Consider the following 16,839-nt stretch of genomic DNA (forward strand, 5'->3'; position numbering starts at 1 on the left):
GTCCATGGACCCGGCCCTCCTGTCGTCAACCGGTCAGTACGTGCCGTCGAGCTGGCCACGCAGCTTGGTCAGTGCCCGGGTCAGCAGTCGCGAGACGTGCATCTGCGAGACGCCGATCTGGTCGGCGATCTGCGACTGGGTCAGGTTGCCGTAGAAGCGCAGCGTGAGGATCTTCTGCTCGCGCTCGTCGAGGGTGGCCAGCGCCGGGCCGAGGGCGACCCGCAGCTCAGCCAGCTCGAACTCGCTGTCCTCGCCGCCGAGCATGTCGCCCAGCTCGGTGGCGCGCTCGCCGTCGCCGGTCGGGGTGGACAGCGACACCGCGTTGTACGCGCGGGCGCCTTCCAGGCCCTCCAGCACCTCTTCCTCGGTGAGCTTGAGGTGCGCGGCGATGTCGGCGACCGTCGGCGAGCGGCCGAGGGTCTGCAGGAGCGAGCTGTTGGCGTCGGAGATGGCCAGCCGCAGCTCCTGGAGCCGGCGGGGCACCCGGATGTCCCAGGTGCGGTCCCGGAAGTGCCGCTTGAGCTCACCGATGATGGTGGGGATCGCGTAACCGGCGAAGTCGACACCGCGCTCGGGGTCGAACTTGTCGATGGCCTTGATCAGGCCGATCGCGGCGGTCTGCGCCAGGTCGTCGTTCGGCTCGCCGCGCCCGCTGTAGCGGTGGGCCAGGTGGTTGGCGAGCGGCAGCCAGGCCTCGATCGCCCGGTCCCGCAGAGCGGCGCGTGACGGGTGGTTGGCGGGCAGCGCGGCCATCGCGTTGAGCAGGTTGGCGGCGCTGTCGGTGAGAGCGCGCGGGTCGAGCTTGGTGGTGGCCTTGGCGGCGACGCTCGGCTGCTCGGTGATCGTTGGCGCGGTCATGGGTGGTCCTCCCTGCACCTCGTCCGCTGACAAGAAAGACGTGACGCTTTGGTTTAGCTTCCAATAGGCCGTTCGGGAGTCACCTTAACCTGATCGTCTCCCAGAAATCTAGCCGAAAGGTTGATGTACTTAAGGTGTGTTGAGCAATAAAAGGGGCAAATGGCGCGGAAGTCGGGATGGTTGTGAGGATCCTTACCCGTTGTTCCCGCTGCGATCCGGTACCCGGTCGGCTGGCCGGTCCGGCCGATCGGCCCACGGGTCGCGCCGACTGGTCAACAGGAAATCCGACAAGTCGCCAGGAGTGTCGACTATCCGTCCTTGTCCCGCTGGTGGGACCGGCCGTAGCGTCGCGTGTACACACCCGGTTCGGAGGCACCGTGCTCGATCCAGCCGCTCCCCAGCTTGTCGTGAACAGTCGCACCCTCTACTTCAGCTGGCTGCCGGCGGACCCCGACGCGGTCGCCGCGCTGGTCCCGCCGGGGCTCTGCCCCCGCCCCGACCGGCAGGTCTTCCTCAACCAGTACATCGTCGACGACGAGACGCAGACCTCCGGCTTCGGCGCGTACTCGCTGACCTACCTCGGCGTCTCGCTGCTGGGCGTCGACGCGCCGGGCGGCCTCAACGCCGGTGGCTGGTGGACCCACTACGTGGCCTCCAGCCGGCGGGTCCGTGAGTACGCCCTCGCTCGCGGCGCCCCGGTGCTCGCCGGGCGCACCCGGATCGACGTGAACGGCGAGGACCTGCTCTCCGAGACGGAGATCGACGGCACGCCGTTGGTCCGGGCCCGGTGTCGGGTGGGGGAGACCGGTCACGTGATCAGCAGCGGGCACCACCGCTACTTCACCCGGCGCGACGGCCAGTTGCTCAGCTCGGCCTACCCGTTCATCGCCGAGCCGGTCGCCCCGTTCGAGATCGAGTCGGTGGAGTTCCTCCAGCCCGGCCATCCGATGTACGCGCTGCGCCCGGCCAACCCGCTGACCATCGGCTTCGGCTACTACTCACCGCGCTCGTCGTTCGCCTACCCCGGCGGGCTGAACGTGCACGCGGTCGCCGCACCGGAGCCGGCCCGACCGCATCACCAGGTGCCGGCCAGCCTCGCCCGCAGTGGCCTGCCGTCCGGGTCGTAGACCAGCCGGTACATCGGCAGCGCCCAGGCCCGGGTGTACCACGGCAGCCGCTCGGGGCGGTGCGGGCGCAGCCGCCCGGGCGGCCGTTCTCCCACCTGGCCGTCGTCGTACCACTGCTGTAGCGCGTCGGCGGCGGCCGTGACGGCCGCGACGGCGTCCGCCGGGTCCAACAGGTCGGCGTCGTCAGCGCCGTCCGGGTCGCGGTCCAGGTGCTCGCGCCACAGCCGCAGGCGCAGGTCCCGGGCGAAGCTCCGCGCGCCGTCGCCCCGCCCGGCGGGGTCGGTGGGCTCCCGCTGGTCCGGGGTGTCGTCGAGCACCGCGCAGGACAACTCGCTGTCGTGCGTCCAGGACCGCCGGTTGAAGTTGTCGCTGCCCACGCTGGCCCAGACGTCGTCGACCACGCAGACCTTCGCGTGCACGTAGACCGGCTCGCCGGCGTGGTTCTCCACGTCGAACACGTGCACCCGGTCCGGTGCGGCCCGCTCACACAGTGACAGCGCCTGCTCGCGCCCGACCATGTTCGGCGGCAACGCCAGCTTGCCGTCCACGTCCGGGTGGCGGGGGACGACGGCGATCAGGTGCAGGTCCGGGTTGTCCCGCAGCGCGTGCGCGAACAGGTCCGCGACCTCGGCCGACCAGAGGTACTGATCCTCCAGGTAGATCAGCCGGCGGGCCCGGCGTACCGCCTTGGTGTAGCCCCGGGCCACGGTCCGCTCCCCGTCCGGTGCGAACGAGTAGCGGGGACGGACGGCGGGGTAGGTGCGCAGCACCTGGATCTGGTGCGGACCGCAGGGCGGCGGGTCGGCCGGCTGCTCGGGCAGCGGGTCGGGGCGCAAATCCGAGCCGCGCAGCCGGTCCCGCAGGTAGGCCAGCGGGTTCTCCGAGTCCAGCGGCATCGGGTCGGTCCAGCGTTCCCGGAACAGGGTGTCCAACGCGCCGACCACCGGACCGCGCACCGCGAGCTGCACGTCGTGCCAGGGCGGATTGGGTCCGTACCGGGGGGACATCTGCACCGGTTGCGGATCGCCGTGGTGCGCGGCGTCGTCGCGGCGGCTGTGGCACAGGTCGATCCCGCCGGCGAAGGCGACGTCCCGCTCGGGCGCGCCCTGGTGCCGCAGCACCACGAGCTTCTGGTGGTGCGAGCCGCCGCGCCGGACCCGCTGGTCCAGCAGCACCTCGCCACCGGCGGCCGAGATCGTCTCGCTGAGGTCGCGGTTCTCGGCCTCGCTGTACGCCAGGACGTCGAGGTGCGAGCGCCAGATCAACCCCTTCACCACCACACCGCGCTGCGCGGCCTGGGCGAAGAGTTGGGCCACTGTCGGACCGTCCGGGCGCAGTCGCTGGTCCGGGTCACCCCGCCAGTCGGTGAAGAACAGGTGGTCGCCGGAGCCCAGGGCCTCGACCTCGTGGACCAGTCGGTCGAAGTACGCGGCACCGTGAATCAACGGCTCGGCGAGGTTTCCCGTGGTCCACACGGGTAAGCCAGAGACCGGGTTGGCGCGTTCCTCAGCGGTGAGGAACCAGTCCTGCAACGGCACCGTCCAGCCCCCCTGGAGGTCGGCAACGTCCTCACGGTAGGACCCCCGACGCGGGTCCGCACGCCAGGACCCCAGACCGGTGACCTGGCCAACGCCATCGGAAGCGACGCGACAACAGCCGAGGAGGCCACACCATGCCCCGCGACACGACGAATCCCGTGACCGAGAACCGCGAGCCGGCGGTGGAGAGCGAACGGGGTGCGCTGGTAGCGGTGTTGCTGATGGTGATTCTGGGCGTTGCCGGGATCTTTGCGGTCTCCTGAGGCGGCGCCGACGCCCCCGGGGTGAACCGGAGGCGTCGGCGCCGAACTCAGCGGTCGAGCGTGGTCAGGGCCGGGTGCCCTGGCCGCCGGTGTGCGGGAGCCGCTCGGTGGGGATCACGCCGAGGCGACCGGCCTGGAAGTCCTCGAACGCCTTGAGCAGCTCGTCCCGGGTGTTCATCACGAACGGGCCGTACTGTGCCACCGGCTCCCGGATCGGCTGACCGCCCATGATGTAGAGGTCCAGTGCGGGGGTGTTGCTGTCCTGCGAGGTGGCGGCGCTGAACCGCAGCGCGTCACCCGGGCCGTGCACCGCGAGCTGGCCGGTACGCACCGGCCGCCGGTCGGTGCCGACCGTGCCGCGACCGCCCAGCACGTACACCAGGGCGTTGAAGTCGGGCCGCCAGGGCAGGTCGACCTGCGCGCCCGGCTGCACCGTGACGTGCGTGATGGTGATCGGGGTGAAGGTCGAACCCGGGCCGCGGTGCCCGGCGACCTCGCCGGCGATGACCCGGATCAGCGCGCCGCCGTCGGGCGTGGTGAGCAGCGCCGACTCCCGACCCCGGATGTCCTGGTAGCGGGGCGGGTTCATCTTGGCCGAGCGGGGCAGGTTGACCCACAGTTGGGTGCCGTGGAAGAGCCCGCCGCTCATCACCAGGTGCTCCGGCGGCGCCTCGATGTGCAGCAGGCCGCTGCCCGCCGTCATCCACTGGGTGTCGCCGTCGGTGATGGTGCCGCCACCACCGTTGGAGTCCTGGTGGTCGAAGACGCCGTCGATGATGTACGTGACGGTCTCGAAGCCGCGGTGCGGGTGCCACGGCGTGCCCTTGGGCTCGCCCGGCGCGTAGTCGACCTCGCCCATCTGATCGAGGTGGATGAACGGGTCCAGGTCGGTGGTCGACACCCCGGCGAAGGCGCGACGGACCGGGAAGCCCTCACCCTCGAAGCCGCTGGGCGCCGTGGTCACGGTGCGGACCGGGCGGATCGTGGTGGCCTCGTCGAGCTGGGGCAGGCGGGGCAGGACGAGAACGTTGTCGACGGTGATCGCGGGCATGTCGAGGCTCCTAGCGTGAGGCGGGGGTGGTCGAGCTAACCCGCGATGCCCGCAGGCGCTCGCCGAGCCGGTCGAAGACCCGGGTGAGGCAGGCGACCTCGGCATCGTCGAGGTCGTCCATGAGATGGGTACGCACCGACGCCAGGTGGTGGGGTGCGGCTTCCCGCAGGGCGAGCAGCCCGGCGGCGGTGAGCACCGCCTCGCTGCCACGCCGGTCGTCCGGGCAGGGCTCTTTGCTGACCAGGCCACGACGCTGCATGGAGGAGACCTGGTAGGTGAGGCGGCTGGGCGAGAAGATCAACCGGCTGGCCAGCTCGCCCATCCGTAGCCGCTGCCCGGGTGCCTCGGAGAGCAGGACCAGCACGTGGTAGTCGGCGAAGCTGAGGTCGCTGTCGACCCGCAGATCCTCTTCCAACTGGGTGTAGAGACGCTGGCTGGCCTCGATGTAGGCGCGCCAGGCGGCCTCTCGGGTGCTGTCCAGGCTCTCGGTCATGCCACGACAGTAGCACTCTTTCAAAATTTAAGTAACGTCGTTGAGCGTTGCCTGGGTCACTTCCTCACGCTCTGGCTGCCGGATCGTGCAGCTTTGAAGGAAAGCCGCGTTAATCCGGCGGCGCGGAGGCCGGGGGTTGTGCCAGACTCCGGCCTCGTGGAACACGTGGAACTCGCCGCCGCCGACCTGTTGCTGCGCCCCTGGCGGGACGAGGACGCCCCGGCGGTGCGCGACGCGCTCCGGGACCCGGCGATCGCCCAGTGGAACCCGCAGGGTGGCGGCCCGATCGACGACGAGGTCGCGCTGCTCTGGGTGCGTCGCCGGGCCGACTGGTCCACCGGTGGCCACGCCTCGATGGCGGTCACCGCGGCGGCCGACGGCGAACTGCTCGGCTCGGTGTCGCTGCACCGCATCCACGACGGCGACGCGTCCATCGGCTACTGGACGGTGCCCGCGGCACGGGGGCGTCAGGTGGCGGTCCGCGCCGTCGTCCGGCTCACCGACTGGGCGTTCGCGGATCTCGGGCTGCACCGGGTGGAGCTGTGTCACGCGGTGGCCAACCCGGCGTCCTGCCGGGTCGCCGACCGCGCCGGCTACCCGGCCGAGGGCACCCTGCGCGAGTCGTACCGGTACGGCGACGGTCGCCGCTACGACGAGCACCTGCACGCCCGCCTGGCCACCGACCGCTAGGCGGAGGCGGACCGGGGCCCGAACGCGCTCCGGCCCCGGCCGCGCAGGCCGTCTCGAACCGTCACTCGGTGACCTTGCGGAGGAATGTCGCGAGGGCGGTCCTGACGCGGTCGATCCGCTCCGGCAGGGGCAACGGCTCGGGCGCGGGAGGCCCGGCGTGCTTCTTCCCCCGCAGGTACAGCGAGCAGGCCAGGTCGGAGCACAGGTACGTGCCCACCGAGTCGCCCTGGCGTCCGCTCGGACCGGCCTTGGGGGCGGTCATCAGCGAGACGCCACCGCCGAGGTGGGTGGTCAGGCAGAACGAGCACATGCTGTGCCGCACACGCCCCGTCTGGTGCGCCGCGGCCCGCAGCACCACCCCGGCCAGCTCGCCGTCGGTCTCGGCGACCAGGTAGGCCCGCTGCGGCGCGGAGGGATCCCGCCAGCCGAGAAAGTCGAGGTCGTCCCACTGACGCACTTCAAGATCGTTCGGTACGGTCAGCCGCTTCGCCTCGCCCTTGCTGCAATTGACGAAGGACGCGCGGATGACGGATTCGGTTAGGGCCAACATAGGTAGTAGCCTAGCCCTCTTAGGCAAGCGATTATTACGGCTAGGTTTGGAGTGTGCTGCATGGCACGTGCCGGGGTGACCGTCGAGCGCCTGACGCTGGCCGCAGCCGAGCTGGCCGACGAGGTGGGCGTCGAGAACGTCACTGTTGCCGCGCTCGCGCGCCAGTTCGGGGTGAAGGACGCCAGCCTGTACTTCCACCTGAGGAACGCGCACGAACTGCGGGTCAGGATCGCCCTGCTGGCACTGGCGGAGCTGGCCGACCGGGTCGCCGCCGCGCTCGCCGGCCGGGCCGGCAAGGACGCGCTGGTGGCGTTCGCCAACGCCTACCGCGACTACGCGCGAGAGCACCCGGGCCGCTACGCGGCCATGCAGATCGACCTCGACCCGGAGACCGCCGCCGCGAGCGCGGGCGTCCGGCACGCCGAGATGACCCGGGCGATCCTGCGCGGCTACCGGCTCTCCGAGCCCGACCAGACCGACGCGGTGCGGATGATGCACAGCACGTTCCACGGGTTCGTGAGCCTGGAGAAGACCGGCGGCTTCCGGCACACCCCGCGCCCCACCGACGACTCCTGGTCGCGCACCCTGGACGCCCTCGACGCCGTCCTGACCAACTGGCCGTCGCGCTGAGCTGCCGCAGAGCCACGGCATAGGCTCGGTGACGTGGATGATCTGGAGTTGGCCGACTGGCGGGAGCGGGTGGCCCGGCTGTACCTGTCCGAGGTCGACCTGGCCGGCTTCCGCGCCGGCCGCGACGAACTCTTCGCCACCCACCCGCAGAGCCCGATCCCCGTGGCGGAGCGGCCCGACTTCGCCGGGGTGCGCTACTTCCCACCCAACCCGGAGGCCGTGGTCGAGGCGCCTCTGCGCTCGGCCAGCGGCGAGCTGCGCATCGACACCGGTGGCCCGGACGGGGTGGTCGCTTACCGGCGAATCGCGGTGGCCGAGACGCCGTGGGGGCCGCTGACCCTGTGGTGGATCGAGGCGTACGGGGGCGGGCTGTTCGTTCCGCTGCGCGACGGCACCTGCGGGCGGGAGAGCTACGGCGGAGGCCGGTACCTCACCGACACGGTGAAGGGCACCTTCGGCCGGGGCGTCGAGCTGCTGCCCGGCGACCGGGTCCGGCTGGACGCCAACTACCTCTACAACCCGAGCTGTGCCTACGACGACCGCTGGGCCTGCCCGCTGGCGCCACCGGAGAACCGGGTCGACGTGCCGCTGCGGGCCGGCGAGCTGGCGTATCACGACTGAACGACGACGCGGCCGCCCGCCCCGAGTGCTGCCGGGACGGGCGGTCGGTCGTCGCTCAGCGGGCGTTCTGCGTCGAGCTGGACATCTGCATCCGACCGAGCAGCTGTCGCGCCTGGTCGGCGAGCTGCGCGTCGACTGTCACCGCGTACTGGCCGGCGCGCAGTGAGCTGGCCGAGGTGAAGTCGCGCTGCCCGCCTGTCATGGCGTGTGCGACCGCGCCGAACACGGCACCCCAGATCGCCCCGATGACCAACCCGACCAGGATCACCGCCAGCCAGTTGCCGACGGTGAAGATGCCGAACAACAGGCCGATGAAGAGCCCGAACCAGGCGCCGGTACCGGCGCCGAGCAGGCCGGCGCGACCGGTGGTCATACGCCCGAGCACCGTCTCCACCAGTGTGAGGTTGGTGCCGACGATGGCGCTGTGCTCCACCGGAAAGCGGTTGTCGGCCAGGTAGTCGACGACCCGCTGCGCGGTCGGATAGTCCGGGTACGAGCCGATCGTCACGGTCGGCGGGCCGGTCTCCGGCCCGTGGCCGTCCCCGGCCGGTGTCGACAGGCGGCCGGCCGGCCCGGATGGAAGCAGGTCGCCACCCTGTGTGCCGGGCCGCCACGCGGCGGTCGGCCCCGAAGCTGACGTCATGAGCATCCTCCCTCGTCAGCCCGCCGGGTTCCCGTCCAGGCCGACCGGTAACGCGGTCTCCACCGTCGGGCAGGAGGGGAATGGGCGCGGACTGCCCGGGTAGGCAGTCAGGTGGAGAGCGGACAGATCAGCGACTACGGTTTCCTCGCCGACGGCCGCAGCGCGGCGCTGGTGGACGCCTCGGGCTCGGTGAACTGGTGGTGCCCGGGCCGGTTCGACGCCCCGTCGGTGTTCGGGCGGCTGCTCGACGACGGCGCGGGGCACTGGTCGATCCGACCGGAGGTCGATTTCACTGTCGAACGGAGCTACCTGGAGCACACCCTGGTGTTGCGGACCATCTTCCGCACCGCGCAAGGGGAGGTCGCGCTCACCGACGCGCTCGCCTTCGAGCCCGGCTCGCGAGGTCACGACATCGGCATGCACCCACCGCAGGTGCTGGTCCGCAGCGTGCAGGGACTCTCCGGTGCGGTGCCGGTGCGGGTGCACTACCGTCCGCGCTTCGAGTACGGGCGCACCATCGCATACCTGGTCGAGCGTGAGGACATGCTCGAGGCCATCGCCGGGGCCGCGCGGCTCACCTTCCGCAGCAGCGTGCGGTTGGCGTGCGGCGACGATGGCGATGCCGCGGCGACGTTCACCGTCCGCGCCGGCACGACCCACAACTTCAGTCTCGGGTACGCCCCGACCTACGACGCGCCACTGCCGGAGGTGCCGGACGCGGACCAGACGATCGCCGACACCGTCGCCGGCTGGCGGTCCTGGGCCGACGAGCACGACTACAAGGGCCTCTACGCCGAGGAGGTGCGGCGCAGCGGGCTGGTGGTGCAGGGCATGACGTACCGGCCCAGTGGCGCGGTGGTGGCCTCGGTGACCACCTCGCTGCCGGAGAAGCTCGGCGGGGACCGCAACTACGACTACCGCTACGTCTGGGTGCGCGACTTCAGCCACACCCTGCGGGCGCTGTGGCGCTCGGCGTGCTTCGACGAGGTGCGGCGGCAGTTCGCCTGGTTGGGCCGGGCGATGGGCCGAATCGGCGACCAGCCGGTGCCCATCATGTACGGGGTGCTGGGGGAGCGGGACCTCACCGAGCATCGGCTGGACCAGCTCGGCGGTTACCGCGACAGCCCGCCGGTGGTGACCGGCAACGACGCGTGGCGGCAGCGGCAGAACGACATCTACGGCGCGGCCATGGACGCCGCCTGGCTGATGCGCGACCAGCTCGAACCGTTCGACCCGGACGTCTACCACCTGCTCCGGGTGCTCGCCGATCAGGCCGAGCAGGACTGGAAGCAACCGGACGCGGGGATGTGGGAGGAGCGTGGAGTGCAACACCACCACGTGTCCTCGAAGGTGGAGTGCTGGGTGGCGCTGGACCGGGCGGTCCGCTTCGGCGACCAGCTCGGCGGGCCGCAGGACCTGGCTCGCTGGACGGCGGCCCGGGACGAGGTGCGCGCGGCGATCCTCGAGCGGGGGTGGAGCGACCGGCTGCAGTCGTACACCGGGATTTTTGATTCCGACGAGCTGGACGCGTCGGTGCTGGTGATGCCGCTGGTGGGCTTTCTGCGGGCCGACGACCCTCGGATGCGCTCGACGGTCCGCGCGGTGGAGCGGCGGCTGTCGCACGACGGCCTGCTGCGGCGCTGGGACGGCGACCCGGCGGGCTTCGTCATCTGTTCGTTCTGGCTGGTGAGTTGCCTGGCGTTGGCCGGCGAGCGGGACCGGGCGCACGAGTTGTTTCGCGATCTGGCTGGTCGGGTCAACGACCTGGGCCTGTTCGCCGAGCAGATCGACCAGCAGACCGGGGAGCAGTTGGGCAACTTCCCGCAGGCGTTCTCGCACATCGGTCTCATCAATGCCGCAGGTGTGCTCACCGACGTCGAGCAGGACCTGACGTTGCGCAATTGCGCGATGCCCCCGGCGCACTTCACCCCGACGCGTAACTGAGCCCGTACTTTCGTATAAATCTTGACAACTTTCGATCCGATGACGCGAAGTTCTATCGCCTTCCAGTGAAAGACGTTAATGTCCGGGAAACACCGCGGTGCTCCTCCAGTCGGCGGGAGCGGCACCGAGATCCCCCGGACAGCTGGAGGTCTCGTGTCCCGCACTCTGCGTCGACGGCTCGTCAGCGCCACCACTCTGCTCACCGTCCTGGTCACCCTCTGCCTCGTCCCGCAGGCAAGCGTTCTACCGGCCGCCGCTTCCCCGGCCCAGGCCGCCGCCCTCGCCCCGCCCGCCACCATCGGGTTCGAGAAGGTCGCCCTCGACGGTGGCCTCTCCATGGGCGAACCGATCGAACTGGCCGTCGCACCCGACGGCAAGGTCTTCTACATCAACCGGGGCACCAGCAGCGCCGGTGGCCAGGTCCGCCTCTACAACCCGGCGACCAGGTCCACCACCGTGGCCCTCACCCTGGCGCTGGACGCCCGCTTCGAGGACGGCCTGATCGGCATCACCCTGCACCCGAGCTTCGCGAGCAACCGCTGGGTCTACCTCTTCTACTCGCCGAAGGTCACCCCACTGGTCAACCGGATCAGCCGGTTCACCTTCAACCCGTCCACGCTGCTGCTCGACCCGGGCAGCGAGGACGTGCTGATCGAGTGGCCCACCGAACGCGATCTCTGCTGCCACTCGGCCGGTTCGATGAGCTGGGACACCGCCGGCAACCTGTACTTCGCCGTCGGCGACAACACCAACTCCGGCGGCGACTCCGCCGGAATGGCCCCGATCGACGAGCGGACGAACCGCAACGCGCAGTACGACGCCCAACGCACCTCTGGCAACACCAACGACCTGCGCGGCAAGATCAACCGGATCCACCCGGAGAACGACGGCAGCTACACCGTCCCCGCCGGCAACCTCTTCGCCGCCGGCACCGCCCGAACGCGCCCGGAGATCTACGTGATGGGCGTGCGCAACCCGTACCGGATCTGGGTGGACCGCAAGGCCAACAACACCCTCTACTGGGGTGAGGTCGGCCCGGATGCCGGCACCGACCTCGCCAACCGTGGCCCGGCGGCCTACGACGAGTTCAACCGGGCCAACGGGCCCGGCAACTACGGTTGGCCGTACTGCGGCGGCCCCAACGTCGCCTACAACGACTGGGACTTCGCCACCGCCACACCGCGTGGCTGGTTCCCCTGCGGCGGCTCGACCGGCCCGGTCAACAACTCACCCCGCAACACGGGTGTCCAGCAGCTTCCGCCGACGAAACCGGCACTGGTCTGGGAACAGCACGGCGGCAGTGAGGACTGGCCGGCGCTGGACAACCCGGGTGGGTGCGGGTCGCCCAACCACGTCGAGGTCTACCACTACGACCCGAATCTCGTCTCGGACGTGAAGTGGCCGGCCTACTACGACAACAAGTGGTTGATCTCCGAGTACTGCCGCAACTGGATCAAGGAGGTCCAGTTCGACAACGGCAACCCGTCCACCGGCACGCCGACCGTCATCGAGCCGGTGCTCGCCGGCATGAAGCTCGTCCACCCGATCGACTGGCAGTTCGGCCCGGACGGTTCGCTCTACCTGCTGGAGTACGGCAGCGGCTACTTCTCCGGCGCGGTAGACGCCGGTCTCTACAAAATCAACTATGTCCAGGGTGGCCGGTCGCCGGAAGCCAAGGCCACCGTCAACCGGGACAACGGCCTGGCCCCCCTCTCGGTGACCTTCTCCAGCGCCGGCAGCTCGGACCCGGACGGCGACCCGCTGACGTACGCGTGGGACTTCACCAACAACGGCAGCACCGACTCGACAGCCGCGAACCCGTCCTTCACGTACTCCGCCAACGGCACCTACAGCGCCCGGCTCACAGTCAACGACGGCACCGGCCGCAGCGCCACCACAGTGGTGTCGGTGGTGGTCGGCAACAACCGGCCGACTGTCACGTTGACCGGCCTGCCCGCCGGCGGGCTCTTCGACTGGGGGCAGGACCTGGCGGTGGGCGCCACGGCCAGTGACCCGCAGGACGGCACGCCGGCCTGCTCGGCGGTGGTCGTCCGGGCCGCGCTGGGCCACCAGGAGCACGCCCACGAGGAGGGGGAGGGGACCGGCTGCGGCGCGACCTTCAACACCGGCCCGGTGCACGCCGGCCCCGACTCGGTGCTGTTCTTCGTCCTGCGGGGCAGCTACACCGATCGCGGCGCGACCGGCTCGGCCGCGCTCACCGGTGAGCAGGAGATCAGCCTCTACCCGAAACAGTGGCAGGCTGAGCACTTCGTCCAGCTCAACGGCCCCAAGGTGATCGACCAGGCGGCGGCCGAGGGTGGCAAGCGGCTGGGCGACGTCCAGAACGGCGAGAGCGTGCGGCACCACGCGGTGAGCCTCAAGGGGATCACCGGCGTCCGGGCCCGGGTCTCCTCCGGCGGCCCCGGCGGTACCCTCTCCTTCCGGTACGACTCACCGACCGGCACCGAGGTCGCCCGGATCGCGGTGCCGAACACCGGCGGCTGGGACAACTACACCGAGCTGAGCGCCACGGTGACCAAGCCCGACGACGGCACCCACGACCTGTACCTGGTCGTCACCGGCGGCAGCGGGGCGTTGCTGGACGTGGACAGCTACACCTTCACCGGCCCGGGCGTCGGCACCGGCGGGGCGCGCACCGGTGAGGTCAAGGCCCTCGGCAAGTGCGCGGACATCGCCTCCAGCCAGACCGCGAACGGCACCAAGGTGCAGACCTGGACCTGCAACGGCACCGCAGCCCAGCGGTGGAGCCTGCCCGGCGACGGCACGGTGCGGGGGCTCGCCAAGTGCCTGGACGTGAAGGCGAGCGGGACCACCGACGGCACCCTCGTGCAGCTCTACGACTGCAACGGCAGCGGGGCCCAGCAGTGGGCCGCCCAGTCGGACGGCAGCCTGCGCAACCCCCAGTCCGGGCGGTGCCTGGACATCCCCAACTCGGACCTCACCGACGGTCGGCAACTGCGGATCTGGACCTGCAACGGCACCGGGGCGCAACGCTGGACCCTGCCGTGACCGCCCCCTGACCGGCTCGGAGATGCCGCGGCACGTTGCTCCTTGATCACTTGATGCTGAGGAGTTGTGGGAAGGCTCCAACAGCTACTCAGCATCAAGTGATCGTGAGGTTGGGGGAGGATGTCGGGATGCGGCTGGTGCTCACGGCGGACACCCACGTACCGAAGCGGGCCCGGGACCTACCCGGGCCCCTCTGGGCGGCCATCGAGGCGGCCGACGTGGTGGTGCACGCCGGCGACTGGGTGGACGAGGCCCTGCTCGACGCCATGACCGCGCGGTCACGCCGACTGATCGGGGTGTACGGCAACAACGACGGCCCGGCGCTGCGTGCCCGGCTGCCGGAGGTGGCCCGGGTCGAGCTCGACGGCCTGCGGATGGCGGTGGTGCACGAGACCGGTCAACGGACCGGCCGTGAGAAGCGGTGCGCGGCCCGCTTTCCCGACGTCGACCTGCTGGTGTTCGGGCATTCGCACATCCCCTGGGACACCGAGGCGCCCTCTGGGCTGCGCCTGCTCAACCCCGGCTCACCCACCGACCGCCGCTCCCAACCCCACGCCACCTACCTCACCGCCGAGGTGCACGCCGGCGCCCTCACCAAGGTCCACCTACACCACCTGCCCCGCTCCTGACGCCCCACCCCACCCGCCCTGCCCCGCCCCCTTCACCCGCGATCTTGCACTTGCTGTCGTTGATTTGCGCCTTGTGTGTTCTTTTGTCGCGACAGAAAGTGCAAGATCGCGCGGAGGGGGTTGGGGCTACTGGCCTCGGCCCGTTTCGGCCTGGAGTTCGTCGATGCGCTTGGACGCCTCGGCCTTGGTCAGGTCGTCCGGGAGGTCGGTGTGGGCCTCCCGGGCCAGCGTGTTCAGGTAGGACTCCTGCGCCGCCGTCGGCGGCTCGTCCCCGGTGACCCACTCGTCCGGGTCCTTGATCGCGGCATTCTGGTCGGCCTGCTCGGTGCGGCGGTCCGTCATCATCATCACCCTTTCTTTCGAACAGGTGTGCCAGTACCCCGATCGTCGGTGGTTCATGCCCGAACGCCGCCACCTACGATCATCGGATGACGGAGGACCGGTCGAGCGTGGTGGTGGTCGGGGCGGGCATCGCCGGGGTGGCCTGTGCTGTCGAGTTGACCCGGGCCGGGGTGCCGGTGCAGGTCCGGGAGCGGGGGCACGTCCGCGGTGGCCGGATGGCCAGCAAACGCTTCCAGGGCCGGCCCGCGGACATCGGCGCCGCCTACTTCACCGCCACCGACCCGGACTTCGCCGCGCTGGTCGAGCAGTGGCGCGCCGCCGGGCTGGTCCGCGAATGGACAGACACCTTCCAGGCGTACGACCGGAGTGGGAACCACGAGGTGCCCGGGCCGATGCGCTTCGCCGCCCCCCGTGGGCTGCGCTCGTTGGTCGAGCACCTGGCCGACGAGGTGCCGGTGACAGTCGACCGGCTGGTGCTCACAGTGGAACCCGGCCCGGTCGTCGACGGGCAGCCGTGTGCGGCGGTCGCCCTGGCCATGCCGGGTCCGCAGGCCGCCCTTCTGCTCGACCCGGCCCTGACCGACGCCACCCGGGTCGTGCAGGCGCAACGCTGGTCGCCGTCGCTGGCCGCGGTACTGCGCTTCCCGACCCGGCGCTGGCCGGACTTTCGGGGCGCGTTCGTCAACGAGCACCCGGTCCTCAACCTCGTCTGCGACGACGGCGACCGGCGCGGTGACGGCGCGCCGGTGCTGGTCGCGCACACCGTGCCGGAGTTCGCGGCCGGGCACCTGGCCCAACCCACCGGGGCCGGCCCGGCGATCGAACAGGCCGTCCGGGACCTGCTCGGGCTTCCCGAGCAGGCCGTCGACGTGCACGTGCACCGCTGGACGTACGCGAAGCCGACCAGCGACGCCGGCGGCGCGACCCACCACCTCGACGCCGACGGGATCGGGCTGGCCGGCGACGCGTTCGGCAAGCCCCGGGTGCAGAGCGCCTGGCGCTCCGGCCGGGACCTGGGCCGTGCGCTGGCCGCCCGGCTGGCCTGAGCCATCCGCTCAGGCGTGCCCGGCTGCCGCGACGGGCCGAGCGTCGGCGTCCCGCTCGGCCGGGTCGGAGGTCCGCTCTCCCTCCCGGTCCAGCAACTGCATGACCGGGGTCGCCGTGATGCCGTGCACCACAACGGAGACGAGCACCACCAGCCCGACGGTCGCCCAGAGCAGCTCGGCCTGCGGAAAGTCGGCCTTGGTGGTGGCGTACGCGAGGTAGTAGAACGAGCCGACGCCGCGGATGCCGAACAACGAGATGACCCAGTGCTCGGCCGGGCGTCCGGGAGCGCCGCGCAACGACAACCAGCCGATCAGCGGCCGTACCAGGAACACCAGCGCCAGCCCGACGGCGGCCGCCGGCCAGGTCAGCGGGCCCAGCAGACCACCCACGATCGCGCCGCCGAGCAGCAGCAACAGCACCAGGGTGAGCAGCCGTTCGACCTGCTCGGCGAAGTCGTGCAGCACCGAGTGGAACTCGTGGGTCCGTTCGGCGGCCCGAATGGCGCGGGCGGCCACGAACACCGCCAGGAAGCCGTACCCGCCGACCACCTCCACCAGCCCGTACGCCAGGAACGTGGCGGCCAGTGCCAGGAAGCCCTCGGCGTGCCGGGCCAGCCGCAGCTCGCTGGGAGCGCGGAAGAACAGCTTGCCGAGCAGCCATCCGATGAGCAGGCCACCGCCGACGCCGACGCTGATCTTCCAGAGCACGTCCACCGTGAACCACTCGGCCATCCAGTCGCTCGGCGCGAGGCTGGTCGAGGCGATCGCGATGGCCGCGTAGACGAACGGGAACGCCAGCCCGTCGTTCAGGCCGGCCTCGGAGGTCAACGCGAAGCGGACCTCGTCCTCGGAATCCTCCACGTCGGTGGGCTCGCCGACCTGCACGTCGGCGGCGAGTACCGGGTCGGTGGGCGCGAGCGCGGCGCCCAACAACAGCGCGGCGGCCGGCACCAGCCCCGCCCACCACCAGCCGAGCAGGGCCACCGCCGCGATGCACAGGGGCATAGCGATCGCCAGCAGCCGCCAGGTGGACGACCACCGCCGCCAACTCAACGGTCGGTCGATCTTCAGCCCGGCACCCATCAGCGCGACGATCACCCCGATCTCGGTGAGGTGGGTGGTCAGCTCCGGGTGGGCCAGGGGGTCCGGTGACGGCAGCCCGACCGGCAGCAGGAACACCAGCATGCCGAGGGCGAGGAAGGCGATCGGCATGGACAGCGGGCGCCGCTCCAGCACCCGCGGCAGGATGCCCGCGAGCAGCGCGCCCAGGCCCACCAGCGCGAACGCCACATCTACCGGCTCCACGGCACCACCCTTCTGCCCGCACCCGCGAGGTGCGGGCAGGTGGTGACAGTCCTTGCCCCGCAAGGGCTCCGGCTATGCG

General features: G+C 71.0%; 17 protein-coding genes. 9 read left to right on the plus strand and 8 right to left on the minus strand.

What is annotated here, in order from left to right; all coding sequences use genetic code 11:
* Positions 1-33 precede the first annotated feature (33 nt).
* Positions 34-858: a SigB/SigF/SigG family RNA polymerase sigma factor gene (locus PSH03_RS05345; RefSeq protein ID WP_210781386.1), complete on the minus strand. Its 825-nt coding sequence runs from the start codon at positions 856-858 to the stop codon at positions 34-36.
* 377 nt (positions 859-1,235) lie between these two features.
* Here PSH03_RS05345 and PSH03_RS05350 point away from each other — a divergent pair, with 377 nt between their 5' ends.
* A complete protein-coding gene (locus PSH03_RS05350; protein WP_210781387.1) occupies positions 1,236-1,985 on the plus strand; it encodes a hypothetical protein in 750 nt (249 codons plus the stop codon).
* On the opposite strand, the gene PSH03_RS05355 is transcribed toward PSH03_RS05350, so the two are convergent.
* Positions 1,934-3,523 (minus strand): phospholipase D family protein, encoded by a 1,590-nt coding sequence (locus PSH03_RS05355; protein WP_210781388.1) that lies wholly within the window; start codon positions 3,521-3,523, stop codon positions 1,934-1,936. The genes PSH03_RS05350 and PSH03_RS05355 overlap by 52 nt on opposite strands.
* Positions 3,524-3,657: 134 nt before the next feature.
* Here PSH03_RS05355 and PSH03_RS32390 point away from each other — a divergent pair, with 134 nt between their 5' ends.
* Positions 3,658-3,786 carry a hypothetical protein gene (locus tag PSH03_RS32390; protein ID WP_255750115.1) on the plus strand — a complete coding sequence of 43 codons (129 nt, stop codon included), beginning with the start codon at positions 3,658-3,660 and terminating at the stop codon, positions 3,784-3,786.
* 64 nt (positions 3,787-3,850) lie between these two features.
* On the opposite strand, the gene PSH03_RS05360 is transcribed toward PSH03_RS32390, so the two are convergent.
* Together PSH03_RS05360 and PSH03_RS05365 are read right to left on the minus strand one after the other, a co-directional pair.
* Positions 3,851-4,837: a pirin family protein gene (locus tag PSH03_RS05360; protein ID WP_210781389.1), complete on the minus strand. Its 987-nt coding sequence runs from the start codon at positions 4,835-4,837 to the stop codon at positions 3,851-3,853.
* Between the two features lie 10 nt (positions 4,838-4,847).
* Positions 4,848-5,330 (minus strand): MarR family winged helix-turn-helix transcriptional regulator, encoded by a 483-nt coding sequence (locus PSH03_RS05365; RefSeq protein ID WP_112583452.1) that lies wholly within the window; start codon positions 5,328-5,330, stop codon positions 4,848-4,850.
* 156 nt (positions 5,331-5,486) lie between these two features.
* Between PSH03_RS05365 and PSH03_RS05370 the strand changes: the two genes are divergently transcribed.
* Positions 5,487-6,020, plus strand: a complete 534-nt coding sequence (locus PSH03_RS05370; RefSeq protein WP_238688448.1) for a GNAT family N-acetyltransferase — start codon at positions 5,487-5,489, stop codon at positions 6,018-6,020.
* Positions 6,021-6,081: 61 nt separating this feature from the next.
* On the opposite strand, the gene PSH03_RS05375 is transcribed toward PSH03_RS05370, so the two are convergent.
* Positions 6,082-6,570, minus strand: a complete 489-nt coding sequence (locus PSH03_RS05375) for an FBP domain-containing protein (protein ID WP_210781391.1) — start codon at positions 6,568-6,570, stop codon at positions 6,082-6,084.
* A 60-nt stretch (positions 6,571-6,630) separates the two neighbouring features.
* On the opposite strand from PSH03_RS05375, the gene PSH03_RS05380 reads away from it, so the two are divergent.
* Together PSH03_RS05380 and PSH03_RS05385 are read left to right on the plus strand one after the other, a co-directional pair.
* On the plus strand, positions 6,631-7,200 hold the full coding sequence (locus tag PSH03_RS05380; RefSeq protein ID WP_112678031.1) for a TetR/AcrR family transcriptional regulator: 570 nt from the start codon (positions 6,631-6,633) through the stop codon (positions 7,198-7,200).
* 33 nt (positions 7,201-7,233) lie between these two features.
* Positions 7,234-7,821 carry a DUF1684 domain-containing protein gene (locus tag PSH03_RS05385; RefSeq protein WP_210781392.1) on the plus strand — a complete coding sequence of 196 codons (588 nt, stop codon included), beginning with the start codon at positions 7,234-7,236 and terminating at the stop codon, positions 7,819-7,821.
* Positions 7,822-7,876: 55 nt separating this feature from the next.
* Here the strand turns inward: PSH03_RS05385 and PSH03_RS05390 are convergent, their stop codons facing one another.
* Complete coding sequence (locus PSH03_RS05390) at positions 7,877-8,464, minus strand: YflT domain-containing protein (protein WP_210781393.1); 588 nt, start codon at positions 8,462-8,464, stop codon at positions 7,877-7,879.
* 111 nt (positions 8,465-8,575) lie between these two features.
* Between PSH03_RS05390 and PSH03_RS05395 the strand changes: the two genes are divergently transcribed.
* The 3 genes from PSH03_RS05395 (at position 8,576) to PSH03_RS05405 (ending at position 14,067) form a co-directional block, all read left to right on the plus strand.
* A complete protein-coding gene (locus PSH03_RS05395) occupies positions 8,576-10,408 on the plus strand; it encodes a glycoside hydrolase family 15 protein (RefSeq protein ID WP_238688449.1) in 1,833 nt (610 codons plus the stop codon).
* 153 nt (positions 10,409-10,561) lie between these two features.
* Positions 10,562-13,438, plus strand: a complete 2,877-nt coding sequence (locus tag PSH03_RS05400) for a ricin-type beta-trefoil lectin domain protein (protein WP_238688450.1) — start codon at positions 10,562-10,564, stop codon at positions 13,436-13,438.
* A 128-nt stretch (positions 13,439-13,566) separates the two neighbouring features.
* Positions 13,567-14,067: a metallophosphoesterase family protein gene (locus tag PSH03_RS05405; protein WP_238688451.1), complete on the plus strand. Its 501-nt coding sequence runs from the start codon at positions 13,567-13,569 to the stop codon at positions 14,065-14,067.
* A gap of 126 nt (positions 14,068-14,193) precedes the next feature.
* Here PSH03_RS05405 and PSH03_RS05410 read toward each other — a convergent pair whose 3' ends face one another.
* A complete protein-coding gene (locus PSH03_RS05410; protein ID WP_238688471.1) occupies positions 14,194-14,412 on the minus strand; it encodes a DUF3072 domain-containing protein in 219 nt (72 codons plus the stop codon).
* A 104-nt stretch (positions 14,413-14,516) separates the two neighbouring features.
* Here PSH03_RS05410 and PSH03_RS05415 point away from each other — a divergent pair, with 104 nt between their 5' ends.
* On the plus strand, positions 14,517-15,455 hold the full coding sequence (locus tag PSH03_RS05415; RefSeq protein WP_238688472.1) for an NAD(P)/FAD-dependent oxidoreductase: 939 nt from the start codon (positions 14,517-14,519) through the stop codon (positions 15,453-15,455).
* A 9-nt stretch (positions 15,456-15,464) separates the two neighbouring features.
* On the opposite strand, the gene PSH03_RS05420 is transcribed toward PSH03_RS05415, so the two are convergent.
* Positions 15,465-16,760 (minus strand): cation:proton antiporter, encoded by a 1,296-nt coding sequence (locus PSH03_RS05420; protein ID WP_238688452.1) that lies wholly within the window; start codon positions 16,758-16,760, stop codon positions 15,465-15,467.
* Positions 16,761-16,839 lie beyond the last annotated feature (79 nt).

This window comes from Micromonospora salmantinae (assembly GCF_022230905.1).
Taxonomy (GTDB): domain Bacteria; phylum Actinomycetota; class Actinomycetes; order Mycobacteriales; family Micromonosporaceae; genus Micromonospora; species Micromonospora salmantinae.

Excerpts from the sequence above, each read along its gene's own strand:
- PSH03_RS05345 (WP_210781386.1), bottom strand. The coding sequence starts at position 858 with ATGACCGCGCCAACGATCACCGAGCAGCCGAGCGTCGCCGCCAAGGCC.
- PSH03_RS32390 (WP_255750115.1), top strand. The coding sequence starts at position 3,658 with ATGCCCCGCGACACGACGAATCCCGTGACCGAGAACCGCGAGCCGGCG.
- PSH03_RS05360 (WP_210781389.1), bottom strand. The coding sequence starts at position 4,837 with ATGCCCGCGATCACCGTCGACAACGTTCTCGTCCTGCCCCGCCTGCCC.
- PSH03_RS05365 (WP_112583452.1), bottom strand. The coding sequence starts at position 5,330 with ATGACCGAGAGCCTGGACAGCACCCGAGAGGCCGCCTGGCGCGCCTAC.
- PSH03_RS05375 (WP_210781391.1), bottom strand. The coding sequence starts at position 6,570 with ATGTTGGCCCTAACCGAATCCGTCATCCGCGCGTCCTTCGTCAATTGC.
- PSH03_RS05380 (WP_112678031.1), top strand. The coding sequence starts at position 6,631 with ATGGCACGTGCCGGGGTGACCGTCGAGCGCCTGACGCTGGCCGCAGCC.
- PSH03_RS05390 (WP_210781393.1), bottom strand. The coding sequence starts at position 8,464 with ATGACGTCAGCTTCGGGGCCGACCGCCGCGTGGCGGCCCGGCACACAG.
- PSH03_RS05405 (WP_238688451.1), top strand. The coding sequence starts at position 13,567 with ATGCGGCTGGTGCTCACGGCGGACACCCACGTACCGAAGCGGGCCCGG.
- PSH03_RS05410 (WP_238688471.1), bottom strand. The coding sequence starts at position 14,412 with ATGATGACGGACCGCCGCACCGAGCAGGCCGACCAGAATGCCGCGATC.